At 71.3% G+C, this 22362-nt stretch carries 15 protein-coding genes and 1 tRNA gene; 9 read left to right on the forward strand and 7 right to left on the reverse strand.

Features of this window, described 5'->3' with window-relative positions:
- Window positions 1-113: 113 nt before the first annotated feature.
- The 6 genes from IQ279_RS05175 to IQ279_RS05200 form a co-directional block, all read right to left on the reverse strand.
- The gene (locus IQ279_RS05175) at window positions 114-704 is read right to left on the reverse strand and encodes a 50S ribosomal protein L25/general stress protein Ctc (protein WP_206347074.1); all 591 of its coding nucleotides are present in this window, start codon (window positions 702-704) and stop codon (window positions 114-116) included.
- A 225-nt stretch (window positions 705-929) separates the two neighbouring features.
- Window positions 930-1907 carry a ribose-phosphate diphosphokinase gene (locus tag IQ279_RS05180; protein WP_206347075.1) on the reverse strand — a complete coding sequence of 326 codons (978 nt, stop codon included), beginning with the start codon at window positions 1905-1907 and terminating at the stop codon, window positions 930-932.
- A gap of 90 nt (window positions 1908-1997) precedes the next feature.
- The gene (gene glmU, locus IQ279_RS05185; RefSeq protein ID WP_206347076.1) at window positions 1998-3464 is read right to left on the reverse strand and encodes a bifunctional UDP-N-acetylglucosamine diphosphorylase/glucosamine-1-phosphate N-acetyltransferase GlmU; all 1467 of its coding nucleotides are present in this window, start codon (window positions 3462-3464) and stop codon (window positions 1998-2000) included.
- Between the two features lie 198 nt (window positions 3465-3662).
- Window positions 3663-4661, reverse strand: coding sequence for a coiled-coil domain-containing protein (locus IQ279_RS05190; protein ID WP_206347077.1), 999 nt, complete (start codon window positions 4659-4661; stop codon window positions 3663-3665).
- A 240-nt stretch (window positions 4662-4901) separates the two neighbouring features.
- Window positions 4902-7331, reverse strand: coding sequence for an SUKH-4 family immunity protein (locus IQ279_RS05195; protein WP_206347078.1), 2430 nt, complete (start codon window positions 7329-7331; stop codon window positions 4902-4904).
- Between the two features lie 6 nt (window positions 7332-7337).
- Window positions 7338-8342: an SMI1/KNR4 family protein gene (locus IQ279_RS05200; protein WP_206347079.1), complete on the reverse strand. Its 1005-nt coding sequence runs from the start codon at window positions 8340-8342 to the stop codon at window positions 7338-7340.
- A gap of 282 nt (window positions 8343-8624) precedes the next feature.
- On the opposite strand from IQ279_RS05200, the gene IQ279_RS05205 reads away from it, so the two are divergent.
- Both IQ279_RS05205 and IQ279_RS05210 read left to right on the forward strand, forming a co-directional pair.
- Window positions 8625-9131 carry a YwqJ-related putative deaminase gene (locus tag IQ279_RS05205; protein ID WP_206347080.1) on the forward strand — a complete coding sequence of 169 codons (507 nt, stop codon included), beginning with the start codon at window positions 8625-8627 and terminating at the stop codon, window positions 9129-9131.
- Window positions 9128-9640 (forward strand): SUKH-3 domain-containing protein, encoded by a 513-nt coding sequence (locus IQ279_RS05210; RefSeq protein ID WP_372445070.1) that lies wholly within the window; start codon window positions 9128-9130, stop codon window positions 9638-9640. Before IQ279_RS05205 ends, IQ279_RS05210 begins: the two co-directional genes overlap by 4 nt.
- Before the next feature lie 51 nt (window positions 9641-9691).
- Here IQ279_RS05210 and IQ279_RS05215 read toward each other — a convergent pair whose 3' ends face one another.
- Window positions 9692-11083: a sensor histidine kinase gene (locus tag IQ279_RS05215; RefSeq protein ID WP_206347081.1), complete on the reverse strand. Its 1392-nt coding sequence runs from the start codon at window positions 11081-11083 to the stop codon at window positions 9692-9694.
- Window positions 11084-11262: 179 nt separating this feature from the next.
- On the opposite strand from IQ279_RS05215, the gene IQ279_RS05220 reads away from it, so the two are divergent.
- The 7 genes from IQ279_RS05220 to IQ279_RS05250 all read left to right on the forward strand — a co-directional run bounded on the left by IQ279_RS05220 (window position 11263) and on the right by IQ279_RS05250 (window position 22357).
- Complete coding sequence (locus IQ279_RS05220) at window positions 11263-11958, forward strand: hypothetical protein (protein ID WP_206347082.1); 696 nt, start codon at window positions 11263-11265, stop codon at window positions 11956-11958.
- An 11-nt stretch (window positions 11959-11969) separates the two neighbouring features.
- Window positions 11970-12041: transfer RNA gene (locus tag IQ279_RS05225), tRNA-Gln, on the forward strand.
- Window positions 12042-12485: 444 nt separating this feature from the next.
- Entirely contained in the window at window positions 12486-13274 is a 789-nt protein-coding gene (locus tag IQ279_RS05230) for an ABC transporter ATP-binding protein (RefSeq protein WP_206347083.1), read from the forward strand.
- A complete protein-coding gene (locus tag IQ279_RS05235; RefSeq protein ID WP_206347084.1) occupies window positions 13271-15847 on the forward strand; it encodes an ABC transporter permease in 2577 nt (858 codons plus the stop codon). Before IQ279_RS05230 ends, IQ279_RS05235 begins: the two co-directional genes overlap by 4 nt.
- 306 nt (window positions 15848-16153) lie before the next feature.
- Window positions 16154-19723, forward strand: a complete 3570-nt coding sequence (gene mfd, locus IQ279_RS05240; protein ID WP_206347085.1) for a transcription-repair coupling factor — start codon at window positions 16154-16156, stop codon at window positions 19721-19723.
- Between the two features lie 117 nt (window positions 19724-19840).
- The gene (locus tag IQ279_RS05245) at window positions 19841-20824 is read left to right on the forward strand and encodes an aldo/keto reductase (protein WP_206347086.1); all 984 of its coding nucleotides are present in this window, start codon (window positions 19841-19843) and stop codon (window positions 20822-20824) included.
- A gap of 201 nt (window positions 20825-21025) precedes the next feature.
- Window positions 21026-22357 (forward strand): ATP-grasp domain-containing protein, encoded by a 1332-nt coding sequence (locus tag IQ279_RS05250; protein ID WP_206347207.1) that lies wholly within the window; start codon window positions 21026-21028, stop codon window positions 22355-22357.
- The last annotated feature ends 5 nt before the right edge of the window (window positions 22358-22362 follow it).

The following is a 22362-nucleotide window of genomic DNA, read 5'->3' on the forward strand; positions in this document are numbered from 1 at the left end:
GTCTCTCTCCTACAGCAGACCTACCGCGGACCTACAGGGGAAACACCACGGCCGCCGGCCCGCGCCCACGGCGCGGGCCGGCGGCCGGAGAAGAAGGGGGCGAACCCCGCGGATCACTCCGCGGCGCCCTCGCCCTCGGCGCCCTCGCCCTCCGCGGGCGCCTCGGCCTGCGCGGCCAGCACGTTGAGGACGACGGCGTCCTCCTCGACGGCCAGCGAGGAGCCCTTGGGCAGCGGAATGTCCTTGGCCAGCACGGAGTCGCCGGCGGCCAGACCCTCGACGGAGACGGTCACGGACTCCGGGATGTGGGTGGCCTCGGCCTCCACCGGCAGCGTGTTCAGCACGTGCTCCAGCAGGAACTGGCCCGGGGCCAGGTCGCCCTCGGTGTGGACCGGGATCTCGACGGTGACCCGCTCGCCCCGCTTGACGACCAGCAGGTCGATGTGGACCAGGAAGCCGCGGATCGCCTCGCGCTGCACGGCCTTGGGGATCACCAGCTCCTCGCGGCCCTCGACGTCCAGCGTGATCAGCACGTTCGAGGTCTTCAGGGCCATCATCAGGTCGTAGCCGGGAAGGGCCACGTGCACCGGCTCGGTGCCGTGCCCGTAGATGACACCGGGGACCTTCTCCTCGCGGCGGAGCCTGCGGGACGCGCCCTTGCCGAACTCCTTGCGGATCTCGGCGGAGATCTTGACGTCAGCCATGACGCACTCCTCGTCTCTCAAGTCGGTTCTGTGGCGGTTGCCAGAGCTACTCGGCCACGACTGACCTGCTGCGAAGAGCGCGTCGATAACGGATCACCGTGCCACCGCGGACACGGCTCCCTCGCCGAGCAACTCCACGAGTCTACCGCCCCGGCAGAGCGGGAGCGGACACGGCGGGGGGCGCCGTACCGGACACCCGCCCGGCACGGCGCCCCCGCCGAACCGTTACGCCTGCTCGTCGAAGAGGCTCGTCACCGAGCCGTCCTCGAACACCTCGCGCACCGCGCGGGCGATCGTCGGCGCCATCGACAGCACCGTGATCTTGTCGACGTCCACCTCGCTCGGCGTCGGCAGGGTGTTGGTGAAGATGAACTCGCTCACCTTGGAGTTCTTCAGCCGGTCCGCCGCCGGGCCGGACAGCACACCGTGCGTGGCCGCCACGATCACGTCCTCGGCACCGCCCTCGAACAGCGCGTCGGCGGCCGCGCAGATCGTGCCGCCGGTGTCGACCATGTCGTCCACCAGCACACACACCCGGCCCCGCACATCGCCGACGACCTCGTGGACGGTCACCTGGTTCGCCACGTCCGGGTCGCGGCGCTTGTGCACGATCGCCAGCGGCGCGCCCAGCCGGTCGCACCAGCGGTCGGCGACCCGCACCCGGCCCGCGTCCGGCGAGACCACCGTCAGCTTCGAGCGGTCCACCTTGCCGCCCACATAGTCCGTCAGCACCGGCAGCGCGAACAGGTGGTCGACCGGGCCGTCGAAGAAGCCCTGGATCTGATCGGTGTGCAGATCGATGGTGAGGATCCGGTCGGCACCCGCCGTCTTGAGCAGATCGGCGATCAGCCGCGCCGAGATCGGCTCACGGCCGCGGTGCTTCTTGTCCTGCCGCGCGTAACCGTAGAACGGCACGATCACGGTGATGCTCCGGGCCGAGGCCCGCTTGAGCGCGTCCACCATGATCAGCTGCTCCATGATCCACTTGTTGATCGGAGCGGTGTGGCTCTGCATCAGGAAGCAGTCCGCACCACGGGCCGACTCCTGGAAGCGCACATAGATCTCGCCGTTGGCGAAGTCGAACGCCTTCGTCGGGACCACGCCGACACCGAGCTGCCCCGCGACCTCCTCCGCCAGACTGGGGTGGGCGCGGCCGGAGAAGAACATCATCTTCTTCTGGCCGGTCGTCTTGATCCCGGTCACAACACAATCTCCTTGCGAGCATCGATTCGTCGGGGCGCACCACGGTGTGCGCTTCTCACGGTACGCCCTGCCCAGCGCACTTCCGCCAGGTCATCCCTGGGTCACGGGGCCGTCGCCGTCCTCCCGCGCGGCGGCCTGCGCCGCCCGCGCGGCCGCGCTCCCGGGACGCTTGCGGGCCACCCAACCGGCGATATTGCGCTGCTGGCCGCGCGCGACGGCCAGCGAACCGGGCGGCACATCCTTGGTGATCACGGACCCGGCGGCGGTGTACGCCCCGTCCCCGACCGTGACAGGAGCCACAAACATGTTGTCCGACCCCGTCCGGCAGTGCGAGCCGATCGTGGTGTGGTGCTTGTTCACCCCGTCGTAGTTCACGAACACGCTCGCGGCACCGATGTTCGAGTACTCGCCGATCGTCGCGTCGCCCACGTACGACAGATGCGGCACCTTCGTGCCCTCGCCCACCTCGGCGTTCTTCATCTCCACATACGTCCCCGCCTTCGACTTCGGCCCCAGCCGAGTCCCGGGCCGCAGATACGCGTACGGGCCCACCGAAGCGCCCGGGCCGATCTCCGCCGCCTCCGTCACCGCGTTGGACACCACCGCGCCCTCGCCGACGACGGTGTCCGCCAGCCGGCAGTTCGGCCCGACCTCGCAGCCCGCGCCCAGACGGGTGGACCCCAGCAGCTGCGTACCCGGGTGCACCAGCGCGTCCGGCTCGTACGTCACCGTCACGTCCAGCCACGTCGACGCCGGATCCACCACCGTCACACCGGCCAGCATCGCCCGCCGCAGTAGCCGCTCGTTCAGCAGCCCGCGCGCCTCGGCCAGCTGCACCCGGTTGTTGATCCCGACGATCTCCCGGTGGTCGCCCGCCACACACGCGCCCACCCGGTGCCCCTGGGCGCGCAGAATCCCCAGCACGTCCGTCAGGTACTCCTCGCCCTGGCTGTTGTCCGTGCCGATCCGGCCCAGCGCCTCGGCCAGCAGCCGCCCGTCGAACGCGAAGACACCCGAGTTGATCTCCCGGACCGCCCGCTGCTCCTCGGTGGCGTCCTTGTGCTCCACGATCGCCGTCACCGCGCCGTCCTCGGCGCGCACGATCCGCCCGTAACCGGTCGCGTCCGGCACCTCGGCCGACAGCACCGTCACCGCGTTGCCCTGCCCGGCGTGCGCCTCGGCCAGGCGGGACAGCGTCTCGCCGGTCAGCAGCGGGGTGTCGCCGCAGACGACCACCACCGTCCCCGACGGGCGCACCCCGTCGGCCGCCAGCGCCTCAAGCGCCGTGCGCACCGCGTGCCCGGTACCCCGCCGCTCGGTCTGCACCGCCGTGCGCGCCTTCGCGTCCAGCGCCGCCAGATGCTCGGTGACCTGCTCGCGGCCGTGGCCGACGACCACCACCAGCTCCTCGGGATCCAGCTCACGGGAGGCCGCCACCACATGACCCACGAGCGACCGCCCGCAGATGTCGTGCAGGACCTTGGGCCTGGCGGACTTCATGCGGGTGCCCTCACCCGCTGCGAGGACGACGACGGCTGCCGGGCGGTTGGCGCTCACGGGTGTGCCCTTCGGCTTCGGGACGGAACTTCGGACGTCTTGTGGACGGATGGCGGGACGGGCTGCCGGACCGACACGGAACCCACCCGGAGGACCACTTCCGCACACCCGGCGGCCACCGCCGGTTCGCGGGAGGGACCGCGGTGAAACCGCGCGGGAAGGTGTGGTGTCATCCGCAGGATACCCGGGGGGACCCGGTCATTCCGCCGGTGCCCCCTGGCCCGGCACCGTCGCGCCGCCCGTACCACCGGGGCCCTCCGGACCACCCGCACCCTCAGCGCCCCCCGGACCCCCCGCGGCATCCGCGTCACCCGTGCCGCGCCCGGTGATCGCCGCCAGACTCGCACGCACATGCGCCATGTGCTGCCGCACCGCCTCCCGCCGCTGCTCGTGCCCCCGCACGATCCGCTCCGTCTCCCGCTCCACACGCTCCTGCCGCAGCCGCGCCCGCGCCAGCAGCTCCGCCGCCCGCTCCTCGGCCTCCGCCTGAAGCCGCCGCGCGTCCTCCTCCGCCCCGGCCGCCTCACGCCGCGCCCGGTCCAGAACCGCCTCGCCCCGCCCCGACAGCTCGGCGACCCGCTCCTCCACCGCCGCCTCGCGCGCGGCCAGCTCCGCCTCCCGCTCCCCGGACTCCTGCGCCTGCTTCCTCTCCTGCGCCAGCAGTAGCGCCTCACAGCGCTCGGCCATCTCCCGCAACTCGCGCCCGCCGGCCTCCAACAGCTCCCCGGCCTCCGCACGCGCCTTCGACACAAGCTCACCGGCCCGCTCCCGAGCCCGCCCCAGCAGCGCCTCCGCCGACTCGTCCGCCTCCCGCCGCACCCTGGCCGCACCCTCGTGCGCCGCCTCCCGCCGCGCCCGTGCCCCGGCCTGCGCCCGCTCCAGCACCCGGCGCGACCCCTCACGCGCCCGCTCCCGCAACTCCCCGGCCTCGGCCTCCGCCTCGGACAGGATCAGCCGGGCCCGCTCGCCCAGCGCCTCGTACGTCTGAGGAGGCAGCGCCGCGACCACCCCCCGCAGCCGGTCCGCCTCCGCCTCCAGCTCACCGGCCAGCACCCCCAGCCGGGTCAGGCGCTCCCGCGCCTCCTCCAGATCCCCGTAGAGCCCGCCGGCGAAGCGGTCGACCTGATCGGGCCGGTAACCGCGGCCCCGTACGACGGCGAAACCATGAGGCGACCTGGACGCGGACGACGCAGACATCGTGAACCCCAACCTTCACACAATCCGGCGGACATCCCACCCAGCATGCGCCATGAGACCCCACACGCCGCAACCGACACAAACCATGCGAACACCCACGGAAGCGTGATCCTCCCGGCACGCCCCCCGACCGGAGGAACAGCACGGGAACAGCGGTGCCCGGCCCCCGCTCGGCGGGGACCGGGCACGAACACACCGGCGGAGACCGGTGAACGGCGACCGGCGACTACGGCGAGGCGACTACAGCAACCCGTCCCACATCTGCTCGAGCAGCACCGACCACCAGTTCTCCGGACCGGCCAGAGCCGCCGGATCCAGACACGCCAGCATCCCCTGGAAATCCACCGTCCAGCGGCCCGCCTGCTCCGGCGTCAGCCCGTACCGCAGCCGCCACATCCGGCCCAGCAGCGCCATGCACCGCACGAACTCCGGCAGACCGCTGTTGACGAACCGCGCCGCCGCCGGCCCGCCTCCCGCGGGAGCCTCCAGCGGCACCGCCACGATGTGCGCCGTGCCGTACTGCACACACAACTGGCGCCCGTAGTCGTTGCCCATCACCAGATACGAGGCCGCGTCCGCCGCGGACGCCACCCCGCGCTCCTGCGCCAGCTCCGCCAGCGTCGGCACCGGCCGCCCCGGCTGCGCCTGCACCCAGAAGAACGGACCGAACTCCACCGGCAGACCCGCCCACATCAGCGTCTGCGCCACCACGTCCGGCACACCCTGCCGGGAGACCGCGCGCTGGTCGAAACGGAACACCGCCTGCGGCCCGAACGCCTGCACCAGCTCCTGCGCCACCCCCTCCGGCCCGACCGGCGGAGCCGGCTGGATCAGATGCGGCGGCGGCAGCGGCACCCGCACCGGCGCCGGACGCGCCGGACCGTCGGCCACCTGGTGCAACTCGCCCTGATGCTCTATCAGATGACGCACACCCTGACGGCGGGAGGCCACATCACGCCCGTACGGCGCGGTATGGCTGATCCGCACCTGCGGCCAGGACTCCCGCACCATCCGCGCACAGTAACCACCCGGAACGTCACAGCACTCCAGCTCCGTGTGCAGCTCCAGCACCTGCTGCGGCGGAACGTTCATCGCCCGCAGCTCGTGCAGGATCTGCCACTCCGGATGCGGAGTACCCGGAGCCGAACGGCGGATCAGCTGCTGCTCGGAACCGTCCGGCGCGCGATAGCGCAGCACCGCCATGTAGCCCGGCCCGACCATCGGCACACCGGACGGCTGCTGCGGATAGCCGTACGACGGCGCACCCGGCGCACCCGGCGGCGGGAGAGTCCCCGGAGCGGCCGGACCCCCCGGACCGGCCGGACCCCCCGGAGCTGCCGGACCGGCCGGCCCAGGACCGCCGGGGCCCGCCAGCACCGTCGCCGCATGGTGCACCCCGCCTCCCGGAGCGGCCGGAGCACCCGGCGCGGGCGTGCCGGCGCCCCCCTGGGCCGCCACCTCGTCCGCCGACACCAACTGCGTCGGCGCATAGGCCGCACCACCGGACGAACCCCCCGGCGAAGCCGCCTCCGCACCACCGGGACGCGCCCCCGGAACACCCGGCTCCCCGGGCGGCGGCGGCACGGACGGCCCACCGCCGCGCTTCGGCGCACGACTGGTGGCCACATCCCCCGGCGCACCCGGCTCCCCGGGCGGCTGCGGAGCACCCGGCGGGGGAGTCCCCGGAGCGGCCGGCGTAGGAGCACCAGGACCGCCAGGAGCACCAGGACCGCCAGGACCGCCAGGAGCGCCGTGAGCGCCGGGACCGCCCGCCGACGGATCGGCCGGCATCGTCGCCGCGTGGTGCACCCCGCCCGGCGGGGTCGCCGGAGCCGGCGGCTGCTGCGGCCGCCGGTCCCGCCCCTCCCCGCCGTCCCCGGCCCCCGGAGCCTGCGCGGCACCCTCCGGAAGATCCTGCGGACCACCGACCGCCGGGGCCACCGTCGTCCTCGGCAGCGCACCGCCCTCCGGCAGCAGCGCCGTCTTCGCCTCCGCGCTTCCCCCGAGCGCCTGATCCGGCCCGCCGTCCTCGTCGTCACTCCCGCTGATCGGCGGCGCGAACACCGTCACCGGCGGCCCCACCGTCCCCACACCGCTCCCGCTGGTGTCCGCCGCGTCCCACGGCGAACCCGAACCGGAACCGGGATCGGAACCGGAAACCGGCGCAGGAGGAGGCGTGGGCGCGGAAGCGGAGGCGGGCGCGGGCTCCGGAGCGGAGGAAGGCGCCGGCGACACGGAACCGCCCGACGCCCCGTCCGACCCGTCCGAACCCCCCGGACCGGTGGCCTCCCGGCGACCCGGAATCCCCAACTGGTCCGCCGCCTCCTGCAACCACTCCGGCGGCGTCAGCAGAAACGACGTCGCCTCCAGATCCACCCGCCGCGGCGGATCCGCCGCCACCGGCCCGGCCGAGGCCCCGTACTCCTCCTCGTACCGCCGGATCACCTCACCCACCGGCAACGCCGGCCACAGCGTCGACTCGCCGCTGTCCCGCGCGATCACCAACCGCTGCCGGCCACCACCCGACGACGGACCCTCCCGCCGGTCCTCAGCCCACGCCACGAAACCCAGATCGAACTCCCGCACCCGCACCTCACGGTGCTGATACGCCGGAACACCACCGTTGACCCAGCGCTCCGCACGCTCCTGCGCCTGCGCGAACGTCACCATCGAGCCTCACCCCTCCACCGGAACGGCACGCGCGAACCCGCCGTCCACCATCAGGCCGGCCACGGTCTCCAACTCCGGCGGATTACCCGCCAACCGCAGCAGGAAGTCGTCGAAATCCGCGCCGCACGGCAGCAGAAGCCCCGCCACCCGCTCCCGCACCGACAGCCCGTCCCGGTCCCGCGCATCGTCGTACGCACAGAACCACACCGACCCCGGCGCCTCACCGCGCACCTTCACCGCGACGACCCCGCCCTGCACGAAGGCCACACCCAGATAGTCCTTCGTCAGGTGATCCCGCAGACACTTGTTCACGTACACCAGATCGTTGACCGCCGCCCCCTCACGCACCGTGAAGAACGGCTGATCCACCAGCAGCCCCAACTCCGCGTCCAGCGCCACCCCCGCCGGCGCACAACCCCCCGCCGCCTTCAGGAACGACCGGTACGCCTCCGGCAGCCGGTACCCCAGAGTCTCCTCCGCGTCCAGCACCTGCTCCTCGGACACCGCAACCCCGTGCGGCACCTCGAAGTGCACCGGACGCGTCTCCTGCAACGGCCGCGTCCCCCGCTTCCCGTGATCCACCACAGCCGTCGCCAGACCACCGTGATGCCGCAGCAGAGCCTTCACCTCCACCGGCACCAACTCCAGCCGGCGGCCCCCCGCCACGTGATGCCACGTCCAGCCGTGCGGAGTCGCCACCGACGGCGACTCCGCCCACAACTCATGGCCCTCCGCATGCATCGCCGCGTTCGCCGACACATGATCGGTCAACCGCAACTCGTCCGCACCGAAACCCTCCGGCGGCTCCGCGATCTCCACCGCCGCACGCGCGAACGGCGAGAAATCCGGATAACCCCGCTCGTCCACCCGCACACCACCCGGATACCGGGCAGCGCGCACCGGATCCGGAAAACGCACGACCTGACCGGCATAGGCCGCATTCGGCGGCACGGACCCCTCCCCGGAACGGGAACCGGGAGAAACCCCCAACCCAGGCCTACCTGTCGTCATGGCGGTGCCCCCTGCTGGCAACTGGCTTACGGGCGCCGATGGGCGCTGACGGGCACAGCCTATGCGCAACCCCCGCCACCGGTCCCGCCCCGCCCGCCCACCCCGCCACCCACCCCGACGATCAACCCACCACCCCGGCACGGCACACTCACAACACGCCCCCACCAGGCCCGGACACGCCCAGCGACATGCCCCGAAACCAACCCCGCTTTCCCAAAAGCCCATGCGTTTGGCACCCTGAACCAACGCCATCGGGGGGATGCGCGGGGAGGAAACCCAACCATGCACGCCACACAACACAACACCGCCGAACACCCCTCGGACCCCCGCATCGGCTGGGGCGCACCCGACGACACCACCCCCGTCCCGCGCCACCGCCGCGACGGCATCATGCCCACCGTCGCCGCCGCCCTCTCCGTACGCGGCCACACCCTCACCTGCACCGCCGGCAAGGCCGACAACCCCCCGGCCCTCCACCCCCTCGTCCAGGACCACCTCGACACCCTCACCACCCCCCAACGCGAACGCCACACCGGACGCTGCCCCGAAGCCGTCCTCATCTCCCGTCACCTCACCACCGCCGAAGCGGCCCGGAGCAAACGCGCCAGCCGCAAACCCCTCAGCACCGGCGAAGCCCGCAAAGCCCTCAAAGGCGCCAAGATCACCACCCGGCGCATCCGCGAGGACGGCGACCCCGCACACGGCACCTACGCACCCCCCTGCCGCTCCTGCACAGCCCTCCTCGCACACTTCGGCGTACGCCCCGTCGACCCCGCAGGAGAACGGTGAACACCCCCATCCCCCGCCCCCGCGACACCACCACCCGCTTCCCCGTCCCCGTCGACGCCGCCCTCCGCGCCGCCGGCTGGACACCCGGACGCCACCACATCGCACAAGCCGAGATCTGGGCCGACACCCTCAAAGCCCACAGCTCACCCACCGGACACCAGCACGCCGTCTTCCCCGCCGCCGTCGAAGCCTGGGCCGAATTCGGCGGACTCCACATCGTGAGCACCGAACCCGGCCGCCACATCGCCCCCACGGCCGTCCGCATCGACCCCCTGCACGGCCTCCACTGGCCCCGCACCCTCAACGACCTCGGACGCGCTCTCGACACCGCCATCGCACCCCTCGGCGAAGAGGACAACGGCAACGCACTCCTCGCCATCGACGAACAAGGCCGCGTCTACAGCATCGACCACACCGGCGACTGGTACCTCGGCCCCACCCTCGACGCCGCCCTCACCACCCTCGTCACCGGCACCAACCCCAGACGCCTCACCCGCGACCCGCAATGACCACCGGGGCGGGGCCCCGGCCCCCGGCCGGCCGCCGCCCCGCCCATGGCATCAGCCCCGGTCCGGAATCACCGCCGACACCCGGAAACCCCCCGCCTCCGTCGGCCCCGACACAAACCCCCCACCCAGCGCCGCCACCCGCTCACGCATCCCCACCAGACCGTTGCCCCCACTGGGCAACCCCGCCCCCCGCACACCCTCCGCCGGCGCCTCGTTCTCCACCAGCACCGCCACCTCACCCGCACGACGCGCCAACCGCACCCGCGTACGCGCACCCGCCGCATGCTTGTGCACGTTCGTCAACGCCTCCTGCACCACCCGGTACGCCGTCTGCTCCACCCGCCACGCATACGAACGCACCTCCCCCTCCACCGACAACTCCACCGACATCCCCGCCGCCCGAGACTGCCCCACCAGCGCATCCAGCTCACGCAGACAAGGCCCACCGGACTCCTCCGAATCCTCCGACGGGCCCCGGCCCGCGGCCACCTCCACGACCTCCGCCACCCGCGCCAACGGCCGCACCGCCTCCACAACCCCCGCCGACACGCTCCCCGGCGCATCCCCCGACGCCTGCGCGGACCCCGACGGCTTCGCCTCGTGCGACCGCAGCACACCCAGCATCGTCCGCAACTCCGTCAGCGCCTGCCGCCCCATGTCCCCGATCAACACCGCGTTCCGCGACGCCTTCTCCGGATCCTTCCGCGCCACCGCCTGCAACGCCGCCGCATGCACCACCATCAGACTCACCCGGTGCGCCACCACATCGTGCATCTCCCGCGCGATCCGCGTCCGCTCCTCGTTGCGCGCCCACTCGGCACGCTCCTCCGCACGATCCGCCAGCAGCGACAACTCCCGCTCCAGACCGTCCGCACGCTCCCGCAGACTCTCCACCAGCCGCCGCCGCGCCCCCACGTACAGCCCCAGCAGCACCGGCGGCGCCGTCACACCCACCGACATCAGCACCGACACCAGCGGAACGAACCACACCGGCGGGTCGTAGCCGTAGTCGTCCCGACCCACGTTCCGCTGAAGCTCCACGGCCGCCACGATCAGCGACCCCAGCCCCTGCATACCGGCCAGCAGAGCGATGATCCGCCGCGGCACGTCCGACGCCGCCAGCGTGTACAGCCCCACCGTCCCCAACAGGAAACCCATCTGCGCCGGCGTGACCGCGATCGCCACCAGCACCACCGCGATCGGCCACCGCCGCCGCAACACCAGCACCAGCCCCGCCAGCGCGCCCAGCGCCACCGACGAACCCACCGGAATGCCGGCCTCACGCGCGAACGGAACCCCCTGCGCCGCGCACTCCGCACCCGACACCAGCGCGAGCCCCACATCCAGCACCGCACTCCGGCGCCGCGTCCACCACAGCGGCCCCCGAGGCGCGTCACCCCGGCCCTGGTCACGGGCCTCGACACTTTCCCCCGTCTCGGTCATACCGCCCAGCCTACGACCGGCCGCCAGGTGTTTTCGGGGCGGCTCCGCACGCGGAGAACCGTGCGCCTGCCGGCGGGCGTGACGACGCACGCGGTTATGGAAAAGCTACTTTTCACCCGAACCGCTGAATCATCCAGATTTTCGAACCACGCACGCTTTTGCGGGTCCAGGATGGCGCCATGGTTCAAGCCAAGACGGAGATGAAGGAGCGCGCCCGCGCCCTGCGCCGCGCGGGCCGCACATACGACGAGATCGTGGCGGAGCTGGGGGTGTCGAAGAGCTCGGTGTCGCTGTGGGTGCGGGATCTGCCGAGGCCGAGGCGTGCTGAGCACGCCCGCGCGATGGCGGAGGCGCGTTGGGAGCCTTACCGGCGTAAGCAGGAGGTCTTGCGGCAGCAGACGAAGGCGATGGCGGCCGGCGAGATCGGTCGTATGACGGACCGGGAACTGTTCCTGGTAGGGGTCGGCCTCTATTGGGCCGAAGGGACGAAGAGCAAGCCGTACCGCCTTGAGGAACGAGTCACCTTCGTGAACAGTGATCCGGGGGTGATCACGCTGTATCTGAGGTGGCTGGCGCTGCTCGGTGTGGAGCCGGAACGGTTGCGCTTCCGCGTCATGATCCACGAGTCGGCAGATGTCGAGGGAGCCGAGCGCTACTGGGCTGACCTCGTCGGAGTGGAAGTGAACGCGCTGGAGAAGGCCACACTCAAGAAGCACAACCCCGTGACGGTGCGCAAGAACACCGGCGAGGCGTATCACGGCTGCCTTACGGTGAGGGTTCTCGGCAGTGCCGACCTTTACCGTCGCATCGAGGGCTGGTGGTACGGCATAGTGGTGGAGGCCGGTTCGGACAGCCAGCAGAAATGTCCGAATTAGGGCTTTTGCTATCCCCTGTGGTGTAATTGGCAACACTATCGGTTTTGGTCCGATCATTCCAGGTTCGAGTCCTGGCGGGGGAGCTCAAAGTTCGAATGAAGGGCCCCGACCACCGATCGGGGCCCTTCGTCGTACCCGCGAGCGGCCCGGCTGTCCGGCGGGTCCGCGCCGGGTTGAGGTTGACGTAAGGGGAAAGGGCATCCTCGGGACCGAGTCCCCTAGGGGGCGGTACCCCCTTCCACCTACCCGCGGCTCGTCCCCTGGCAGGACGAGGGCGGGCGGATCGCTCCCTAGGCTGCTTGATGCAGGGTGCCGCACGGGTGGGGTGGTGCTGGCCCCCGCACGGATACGGCACCGCGCACCATCGCGGTGCCGGGCCGGGCGCGGCAGGCTCTTCGCGTAAGCCGGAGCAAGACCCGGATCAGATCCAGAGCAGGACCCAGTCAGTTCAGCGCCGGTCGGCGCCGCGGGCCTCGGGGGAGGCCCGGCCCGGTGCGGTCGGTGGAAGTCGATATAGGAGACATACCGTGACAACGGCTGTAGTGAATCCCAGGACCGGGGGCAGTGGAGGAAGTACGGCTGTTGCCGCGCGGGCGCGGCAGGTCGTCAAGGCGTACGGCGCCGGCGAGACGCGTGTGGTGGCGCTCGACTCGGTGGACGTGGACATCGCGCGGGGGGCGTTCACGGCGATCATGGGCCCGTCGGGTTCGGGCAAGTCGACGCTGATGCACTGCCTGGCGGGGCTGGACGCGGTGTCGTCGGGGCAGGTGTGGATCGGGGAGACCGAGATCACGGGACTGAAGGACAAGAGGCTGACCCGGCTACGCCGGGACAAGATCGGTTTCATCTTCCAGGCGTTCAATCTGCTGCCCACCCTGACGGCGCTGGAGAACATCACGCTGCCGATGGACATCGCCGGCCGCAAACCGGATCGGGAGTGGCTGGACCGCGTGGTGGAGACGGTGGGCCTGTCGGGGCGGCTGAAGCACCGGCCCAACCAGCTCTCCGGCGGCCAGCAGCAGCGCGTGGCGGTCGCCCGCGCCCTGGCCGCCCGGCCGGAGATCATCTTCGGCGACGAGCCGACCGGCAATCTGGATTCGCGCGCGGGTGCGGAGGTGCTGGGTTTCCTGCGGCGTTCGGTGGACGAGCTGGGTCAGACGATCGTGATGGTGACGCACGACCCGGTGGCGGCGGGGTACGCGGATCGGGTGCTGTATCTGGCGGACGGGCGCATCGTGGACGAGATGCTGCGGCCGTCGGCGGAGGCTGTGCTGGACCGGATGAAGGCGTTCGACACGTTCGGGCGGGTGTCATGACCATTCTGAGGACTTCGCTGCGGAATTTCGTGGCGCACAAGGGCCGGATGCTGCTGAGCGGTGTCGCGGTGGTGCTGTCGGTGGCGTTCGTGTGCGGGACGCTGGTGTTCACGGACACGATGAACACGACGTTCGACCGGTTGTTCTCGCAGACGGCCGCCGATGTGACGGTTTCGTCGAAGGACGCGGGCAGTGGTGAGGCTCCGGCGACGGGGCGGCCGGCGACGGTGCCGGGTTCGCTGGTGGAGGAGCTCGAGGGGGTCGAGGGGGTCGCCTCGGTCTCGGGTGGTGCGTTCAGCACGGGTGTGACGGTGGTGAACGCCGAGAACGAGAACATGGGGTCGTCGACGGGTGCGCCGACGATCGCGAGCAACTGGACCTCCATCGACGAGAGGTCGATGGAGGTCACCGAGGGCCGGCTGCCGCGTGGTCCGGGTGAGGTGATGGTCGACGCGGACACGGCCGACAGGCATGGTCTGGAGCTGGGTGAGGAGCTGCGGACGATCTCGGCGCTGGGTGATTTCCGGTCAGAGATCGTGGGTGTGGCGGCGTTCAGGTCGACGAATCCGGGCGCGACGGTGGTGTATTTCGACACCGGCACGGTGCAGGAGAGGTTGCTGGGGGATTCGGACGTCTACACAGATGTGTATGTGACGGCGGCCGGGGGTGTGAGCGACGGGGAGTTGAAGGAGCGTGTCGTCGCGGAGCTGGGTTCGGGTGAGTACAGGGTCTGGACTCAGGAGGAGTACGCGGCGGAGGGCCAGGACGAGATCGGGTCGTTTCTGGATGTGATCAAGTACGCGCTGCTGGGTTTCGCGGGGATCGCGTTGCTGGTGGGTGTGTTCCTGATCGTGAACACGTTCTCGATGCTGGTGGCGCAGCGGACGCGTGAGATCGGTCTGATGCGGGCGATCGGTTCGAGCCGTCGGCAGGTGAACCGGTCGGTGCTGGTGGAGGCGGTGCTGCTGGGTGTGCTGGGCTCGGTGGTGGGTGTGGCCGCCGGTGTGGGTCTGGCCGTTGGGCTGATGGAGCTCATGGGCCTGGTGGGTATGAATCTGAGTACGGACGATCTGACGCTGCGGTGGGTCACGCCGGTGGTCGGTGTGGTGCTGGGCGTCGTGGTGACGGTGCTGGCGGCGTATCTTCCGGCGCGGCGTGCGGGCCGGGTGTCGCCGATGGCGGCGTTGCGGGACGACGGTCTGCCGGCGGCGGGGGGCCGGGTGGGCCGGGTCCGTTCGGGTGTGGGTCTGGTGCTGACGCTGGCCGGTGCGGGTGCGCTGGTGGTGGCGGCGGGGTCGGACGAGGCCGCGGGCGGGTCGCTGTTCCTGGCCGTGGGTGTGGTGCTGACGCTGGTGGGTTTCGTGCTGATCGGTCCGCTGCTGGCGGGTGGTGTGGTGCGGGTGCTGGGCGCGGTGGTGCTGCGGGTGTTCGGTCCGGTGGGGCGGATGGCGGAGCGGAACGCGCTGCGCAATCCGCGTCGTACGGGGGCGACGGGTGCGGCGCTGATGATCGGGCTGGCGCTGGTGTCGTCGTTGTCGGTGGTGGGTGCGTCGTTGGTGGCGTCGGCCGGTGACGAGCTGGACCGTTCGGTGGGCGCGGACTTCATTCTGCAGTCGGGTGCGGGTCAGCCGGTGGTGCCGGAGGTCGTGGAGCGGGTGCGTGCCACGGAGGGTGTGGCGCATGTCACGGAGTACCGGTGGCTGGAGGCGCGGCTGACGGGGCCGGACGGGGAGTCGGTGAAGGAGTCGGTGACGGCGGCCTCTCCCACGTATGCCGAGGATCTGCGGGTGGAGACGGTGGCGGGTGAGCTGCCGGCGGCGTACGAGCGGGATTCGATGTCGGTGCCGGAGGACTTCGCGAAGGCGCACGGTGTGCGGGTCGGCGACCTGGTCGAGGTGGATTTCGCGGCCGGTGGCACGGCGGAGCTGGTGGTGCGGGCGGTCACGGCGTCGGACACGAGCGTGGACCAGGGTGCGATGTATCTGAGCACCGCGACGGCCGAGCGGTATGTGCCCGGGGACCGGATGCCGCTGAACATGATGTTGTTCGCGAAGGCGGAGGAGGGTCAGGAGGATGCGGCGTACGCGGCTCTGAAGGGGGAGCTGGAGGCGTTTCCGCAGTACGAGGTCCGTAATCAGGCGGATTACAAGGAGCTGCTGGAGGACCAGGTGGGGCAGTTGCTCAACATGGTCTACGGGCTGCTGGCGCTGGCGATCGTGGTGGCGGCGCTGGGTGTGGTGAACACGCTGGCGCTGTCGGTGGTGGAGCGGACGCGTGAGATCGGTCTGATGCGGGCGATCGGGCTGTCGCGGCGGCAGTTGCGGCGGATGATCCGGCTGGAGTCGGTGATGATCGCTCTGTTCGGTGCGCTGCTGGGTCTGGGGCTGGGCCTGGGCTGGGGTGTGGCGGCGCAGCGGTTGCTGGCGCTGGAGGGGCTGAAGGTGCTCGAGGTGCCGTGGCCGACGATCGTGGGGGTTTTCTTCGGGGCCGCGGTGGTGGGTCTGGTGGCGGCTTTGGTGCCGGCGTTCCGGGCGGGCCGGATGAATGTGCTGAACGCGATCGCCACGGAGTAGGCGGGGTGGTCCGTGAGGGGCCCGCGGGGGTTGTGGTGCGGCCCGGTCGCGGTGGGTGCGGTGTCGCGCTCGCCGGGGCCGGGCCGCGGTGCTGTGCGGGTGGCGGGCCGGCTGTGGGCGGGTGGCCGGGGCGGCGGTTCGTGGTGGCGGCCCGGGGGCTGGGCGGGCGGTGGAAGGGCGAGGCAGGGGGGTGCCGGTCGTCGTAGGCTGGGACCCCCGGCCCGCTCGGCGTGTCGGGTTGTTGGTGTTGTCCGGGGCGCCGGTGCGGGTGCCTTTGTTGTCCAGCCTCTGGGATGGAACGTCTCGATGAGTCTCACCGGTCTTCTTGATGCGGTCGTGGTGGATCCGGCGCTGGCGGAGGCGGTGCGGGCCGCTGCGGAGGGGCGTCGGCGCGAGGTGGATCTGGTGGGTCCGCCGGCCGCGCGGCCGTTCGTGGTGGCGGCGTTGGCGCGGTCGTCGGGGCGTCCGGTGCTGGCGGTGACGGCGACGGGGCGTGAGGCGGAGGATCTGGCGTCGGCGCTGCGGTCGCTGATGCCGTCGGGCCGGGAGGGTGAGGTGGTGGAGTTCCCGGCGTGGGAGACGCTGCCTCATGAGCGGCTTTCGCCCAGGTCGGACACGGTGGGGCGCAGGCTGGCGGTGTTGCGCAGGCTGGCGCATCCGAGTGCGGGCGATCCGTCGGCGGGGCCGGTGAGTGTGGTGGTGGCTCCGGTGCGGTCGGTGTTGCAGCCGCAGGTGAAGGGTCTGGGGGATCTGGAGCCGGTGGGGCTGCGTGCGGGGCAGCAGGCGGAGCTGGACGCGGTGGTGGACGCGCTGGGGGCGGCGGCGTACGCGCGGGTGGAGTTGGTGGAGAAGCGGGGTGAGTTCGCGGTCCGGGGCGGGATTCTGGATGTGTTCCCGCCGACGGAGGAGCATCCGCTGCGGGTGGAGTTCTGGGGGGACGAGGTCGAGGAGATCCGTTACTTCAAGGTGGCCGATCAGCGGTCGCTGGAGGTGGCGGAGCACGGGTTGTGGGCGCCGCCGTGCCGTGAGCTGCTGCTGACGGATCAGGTGCGGGCGCGGGCGGCGGAGCTGGCCGAGGCGCATCCGGAGCTGGGTGAGCTGCTGGGGAAGATCGCCGAGGGTATCGCGGTGGAGGGGATGGAGTCCCTGGCGCCGGTGCTGGTGGACGACATGGAGTTGCTGCTGGACGTGATGCCGTCGGGGAGCATGGCGGTGGTGTGCGATCCGGAGCGGGTGCGCACGCGGGCGGCGGATCTGGTGGCGACCAGCCAGGAGTTTCTGCAGGCGTCGTGGGCGGCTTCCGCGGGTGGGGGTGATGCGCCGATCGATGTGGGTGCGGCGTCGCTGTGGGGGATCGCGGATGTGCGGGACCGGGCGCGTGAGCTGGGGATGCCGTGGTGGTCGGTGAGTCCGTTCGCCCTGGGTTCGGCGGAGGCCGGGGAGGCCGCGGACGCGGGGGCGGATTCGCTGACGCTGGGGATGCGGGCTCCGGAGAGTTACCGGGGAGACACGGCGCGGGCGCTGGCGGACACCAAGGGGTGGCTGGCGGACGGCTGGCGGTGTGTGTTCCTGACGGAGGGGCACGGTCCGGCGGTGCGCACGGTGGAGGTGCTGGGGGGTGAGGGGATCGCGGCGCGGCTGGAGCCGGAGCTGGGGGAGGTCGCCCCGTCGGTGGTGCATGTGTCGTGCGGGACGCTGGAGAGCGGGTTCGTCGATCCGGGTCTGCGGCTGGCGGTGCTGACGGAGACGGATCTGTCGGGCCAGAAGGCGGCGAGCCGGGATCTGGGGCGGATGCCGGCGCGGCGGCGCAAGACGATCGATCCGCTGACGTTGCGGCCGGGTGACTACATCGTGCACGAGCAGCACGGTGTGGGCCGGTATGTGGAGATGGTGCAGCGCACCGTGCAGGGGGCGACGCGCGAGTATCTGCTGGTGGAGTACGCGCCGGCGAAGCGGGGGCAGCCGGGGGACCGGTTGTTCGTGCCGACGGACCAGCTGGAGCAGATCACCAAGTACGTGGGTGGTGAGCAGCCGTCGCTGCACCGGCTGGGGGGTGCGGACTGGACGAAGACGAAGGCGCGGGCGAAGAAGGCGGTCAAGGAGATCGCCGCGGATCTGATCAGGCTGTATTCGGCGCGGATGGCCGCTCCGGGGCATGCGTTCGGTGCGGATTCCCCGTGGCAGCGGGAGCTGGAGGACGCGTTCCCGTACGTGGAGACGCCCGATCAGCTGACCACGATCGCCGAGGTGAAGGAGGACATGGAGAAGTCGGTTCCGATGGACCGGCTGATTTGCGGCGATGTGGGTTACGGCAAGACGGAGATCGCGGTGCGGGCGGCGTTCAAGGCGGTGCAGGACGGCAAGCAGGTGGCCGTGCTGGTGCCGACGACGCTGCTGGTGCAGCAGCATTTCGGGACGTTCTCGGAGCGGTACGCGCAGTTCCCGGTGAAGGTGCGGGCGCTGTCGCGGTTCCAGTCGGACGCGGAGGCGAAGGCGGTCCTGGAGGGGCTGCGGGACGGCTCGGTGGACGTGGTGATCGGCACGCACCGGCTGTTCTCGTCGGAGACGAGGTTCAAGGACCTGGGTCTGGTGATCGTCGACGAGGAGCAGCGTTTCGGTGTGGAGCACAAGGAGCAGTTGAAGAAGCTGCGGGCGAACGTGGATGTGCTGACGATGTCGGCGACGCCGATTCCGCGGACGCTGGAGATGGCGGTCACGGGTATCCGGGAGATGTCGACGATCACCACGCCGCCGGAGGAGCGGCATCCGGTGCTGACGTTCGTCGGCGCGTACGAGGAGCGGCAGATCGGTGCGGCGATCCGGCGTGAGCTGCTGCGCGAGGGCCAGGTGTTCTACATCCACAACCGGGTGGAGTCGATCGACCGGGCGGCGGCGCGGCTGCGGCAGATCGTTCCGGAGGCGCGGATCGCCACGGCGCACGGGCAGATGTCGGAGGCGGCGCTGGAGAAGGTGGTGGTGGACTTCTGGGAGAAGAGGTTCGATGTGCTGGTCTCCACGACGATCGTGGAGTCGGGTATCGACATCTCCAACGCCAACACGCTGATCGTGGAGCGGGGGGACATGTTCGGTCTGTCCCAGCTGCACCAGTTGCGGGGCCGGGTGGGCCGTGGCCGGGAGCGGGGGTACGCGTACTTCCTGTATCCGCCGGAGAGGCCGTTGACGGAGACGGCGCACGAGCGGCTGGCGACGATCGCGCAGCACACGGAGATGGGTGCGGGCATGTATGTGGCGATGAAGGACCTGGAGATCCGCGGGGCGGGCAATCTGCTGGGCGGGGAGCAGTCGGGTCATATCGCGGGGGTCGGTTTCGACCTGTATGTGCGGATGGTGGGGGAGGCGGTGGCCGACTACCGGGCGGCGCTGGAGTCCGGTGGTTCCGGGGGCGCGGCGGAGGAGGCGCCGCCGGAGGTGCGGATCGAGCTTCCGGTGGACGCGCATGTGCCGCACGACTACGCGCCGGGGGAGCGGCTCCGGCTGCAGGCGTACCGGGCGATCGCGTCGGCGAACTCGGAGGAGGACATCGCGGCGGTGCGCGAGGAGCTCGCCGACCGCTACGGTCCGCTGCCGGAGCCGGTGGAGAATCTGCTGCTGGTGGCGGGGTTGCGGATGCTGGCGCGTTCCTTCGGGGTCACCGATATCACGCTGCAGGGTTCGAACGTGCGGTTCGCGCCGGTGGAGCTGCGGGAGTCGCAGGAGCTGCGGCTGAAGCGGCTGTATCCGCGGTCGGTGGTCAAGGCCGCGGCGGGGCAGGTGCTGGTGCCGCGTCCGGCGACGGCGCGGATCGGGGGGAGGCCGGTGGTGGGGCGTGAACTGCTGGCGTGGACGGGGGAGTTCCTGACCACGGTGCTGGGCTGACCGGCGGGCCGGTCCGGGGGTTGTTCCGGAGGCCGGTCCTGGGAGCGTTCCCGTAGTCGGTGACCTGCGAGGACCGGCCCGGTTCGCCGGGCCGGCCGGAACGTAGGATCGGGTGCCATGGAGCAGCGAGTACTGGGCAGGACGGGCCGTGAGGTGTCCGTCGTGGGACTGGGTACCTGGCAGCTGGGTGCCGACTGGGGGCAGGTGCGCGAGGAGGACGCGCTGGCGGTGCTGGACGCCGCGGTGGAGTCCGGGGTGACGTTCCTCGACACCGCCGACGTGTACGGCGACGGCCGCAGCGAGCGGCTGATCGGCCGTTTCCTGGCGGAGCGGCCGGGGGCGGACGTGTTCGTGGCGACGAAGATGGGCCGCCGGGTGGATCAGCTGCCCGGCAACTACAACCTGGCCAACTTCCGGGCCTGGACGGACCGGTCCCGCACGAACCTGGGCGTGGAGACCCTGGACCTGGTCCAGCTCCACTGCCCGCCGTCCGAGGTGTACTCCTCGGACGAGGTGTTCGACGCGCTGGACACCCTGGTGGCGGAGAAGCGGATCGCGGCGTACGCGGTGAGTGTGGAGACGTGCGCGCAGGCGCTGGAGGCGATCGCGCGGCCGGGCACGGCGAGTGTGCAGATCATCCTCAACCCGTTCCGGCTCAAGCCGCTGGAGGAGGTCCTTCCGGCGGCGGCCGAGGCGGGGGTGGGCGTCATCGCGCGGGTGCCGCTGGCCTCGGGGCTGCTGTCGGGCCGCTACACCCGCGAGACGGTGTTCTCGCCGGACGACCACCGCAGCTTCAACCGGCACGGTGAGGCGTTCGACCAGGGCGAGACGTTCTCGGGGGTGGACTACGAGACGGGTCTGGCGGCGGCGGCGGAGTTCGCCGAGCTGGCGCCGGAGGGGATGACGCCGGCGCAGACGGCGCTGCGCTGGGTGATCCAGCAGCCGGGGGTGACCTCGGTGATCCCCGGTGCGCGCAGCACCGGGCAGGCGCGGGCGAACGCGGCGGCGGCCGGGCTGCCGTCGCTGCCGCGGCAGACGCTGGAGGCGGTCGCCGCCCTGTACGACCGCAGGATCCGTGCGCAGGTGCACCACCGCTGGTAGGGGTGCCCGCGCAGCGGACGGGCGGCGGGGCCGGCCGGAGTGGATGGCGGCCGACCCCGTCGCCCTTTTCTCCCTCTTCACGCCGTTGGCGCCCTTTCTCCCCACTTCTTCCTCGAGGGTGTCGATGACCCCGTGTGGGTGAATGCTCACCGTTGTCCCGGGTAGCCGGAAGGACTCCTGAGGAACCGGCACGAGGGAGTCATCTCAGTGAGCCAGGCGAACGTCTTCGTCATCGGACTGGACGAGGAGAACATCGAGACGCTGCGCGCGGTGCCGCACGCGGTGGAGTACCGCTTCCACCCCCTGCTGAGCGTCGAGGAGCTCCAGCACGGCGAGATCCCGGTGGCCGATCTGCTGGAGAAGGCGTGCAAGGAGCTGGACGCGTTCGACGGCGGCATCGACGCCATCGTCGGCTACTGGGACTTCCCCGTCAGCACGCTGGTGCCGATCCTGGCCGAGCGCTACGGGACGCGCGCCACCAGTCTGGAGTCGGTGGTCAAGTGCGAGCACAAGTACTGGAGCCGGCTGGAGCAGCAGAAGGTCGTCGACGAGCATCCGCGCTTCGCGCTGGTGGATCTGGAGGGCGAGCCCCGCCCGCCCGAGGGCCTGCGTTTCCCGATGTGGCTGAAGCCGGTGAAGTCCTACTCCTCGGAACTGGCCTTCGGGGTGAAGGACGAGGAGGAGTTCGCGGCGGCGGTGGCCGAGATCCGCGAGGGTATCACCCGTATCGGCCGGCCCTTCGAGTACGTGATGCGCCGCCTCCAGCTTCCGCCGGAGGTCGCCGAGGCCGGCGGGCAGGCCTGTCTGGCCGAGGAGTCCCTGGAGGGCGTCCAGGCCGCGGTGGAGGGTTATGTGTACGACGGCGAGGTCACCGTCTACGGCGTGCTGGACTCGATCAACTACCCCGGTACCTCCTGCTTCCTGCGCCACCAGTACCCCGCCTCCCTGCCCGAGCCGGTGCAGCTGAGGCTGCGGGACGTCTCCCGGCGGGTGATCGAGCAGATCGGCATGGACTGGGCCACGTTCAGCATCGAGTTCTTCTACGACGCGGCCAACGACGAGATCAGCCTGCTGGAGATCAACCCGCGCCATTCGCAGTCCCACGCCGAGCTGTTCGAGTACGTCGACGGCGTGCCCAACCACCACGCCATGCTCAGCCTCGCGATGGGCCGCGACCCCGACCTGCCCTACCGCGCGGGCCCCTACGCGGTGGCCGCCAAGTGGTACCACCGCCAGTTCGCCGACGGGCTGGTGACGCGGGTGCCGACGGCCGAGGAGGTCGAGCGCGTGGAGCGCGAGGTGCCCGGCGTGCGGATCACCGTCAAGCCCGAGGAGGGGCAGCGGCTGTCGGACATGCCCGGCCAGGACAGCTACAGCTTCGAGCTGGCGCACGTCTTCGTCGGAGCCGACAGCGAGGAGGAGATGCGGGCCAAGTACGACCGCTGCCTGGCGATGCTGCCGTTCGAGTTCGCCGAGGAGGGCGACGGGGACGGAGGCCGGGAGAGCGGGAGCGAGTCCGAGCGGGCCGCCTGAGCGGG

This window comes from Streptomyces verrucosisporus, assembly GCF_017114865.1.
Classification (GTDB): Bacteria; Actinomycetota; Actinomycetes; order Streptomycetales; family Streptomycetaceae; genus Streptomyces; species Streptomyces fenghuangensis.

Excerpts from the sequence above, each read along its gene's own strand:
- IQ279_RS05175 (WP_206347074.1), bottom strand. The coding sequence starts at position 704 with ATGGCTGACGTCAAGATCTCCGCCGAGATCCGCAAGGAGTTCGGCAAG.
- IQ279_RS05190 (WP_206347077.1), bottom strand. The coding sequence starts at position 4,661 with ATGTCTGCGTCGTCCGCGTCCAGGTCGCCTCATGGTTTCGCCGTCGTA.
- IQ279_RS05195 (WP_206347078.1), bottom strand. The coding sequence starts at position 7,331 with ATGGTGACGTTCGCGCAGGCGCAGGAGCGTGCGGAGCGCTGGGTCAAC.
- IQ279_RS05200 (WP_206347079.1), bottom strand. The coding sequence starts at position 8,342 with ATGACGACAGGTAGGCCTGGGTTGGGGGTTTCTCCCGGTTCCCGTTCC.
- IQ279_RS05205 (WP_206347080.1), top strand. The coding sequence starts at position 8,625 with ATGCACGCCACACAACACAACACCGCCGAACACCCCTCGGACCCCCGC.
- IQ279_RS05215 (WP_206347081.1), bottom strand. The coding sequence starts at position 11,083 with ATGACCGAGACGGGGGAAAGTGTCGAGGCCCGTGACCAGGGCCGGGGT.
- IQ279_RS05220 (WP_206347082.1), top strand. The coding sequence starts at position 11,263 with ATGGTTCAAGCCAAGACGGAGATGAAGGAGCGCGCCCGCGCCCTGCGC.
- IQ279_RS05235 (WP_206347084.1), top strand. The coding sequence starts at position 13,271 with ATGACCATTCTGAGGACTTCGCTGCGGAATTTCGTGGCGCACAAGGGC.
- mfd (WP_206347085.1), top strand. The coding sequence starts at position 16,154 with ATGAGTCTCACCGGTCTTCTTGATGCGGTCGTGGTGGATCCGGCGCTG.
- IQ279_RS05245 (WP_206347086.1), top strand. The coding sequence starts at position 19,841 with ATGGAGCAGCGAGTACTGGGCAGGACGGGCCGTGAGGTGTCCGTCGTG.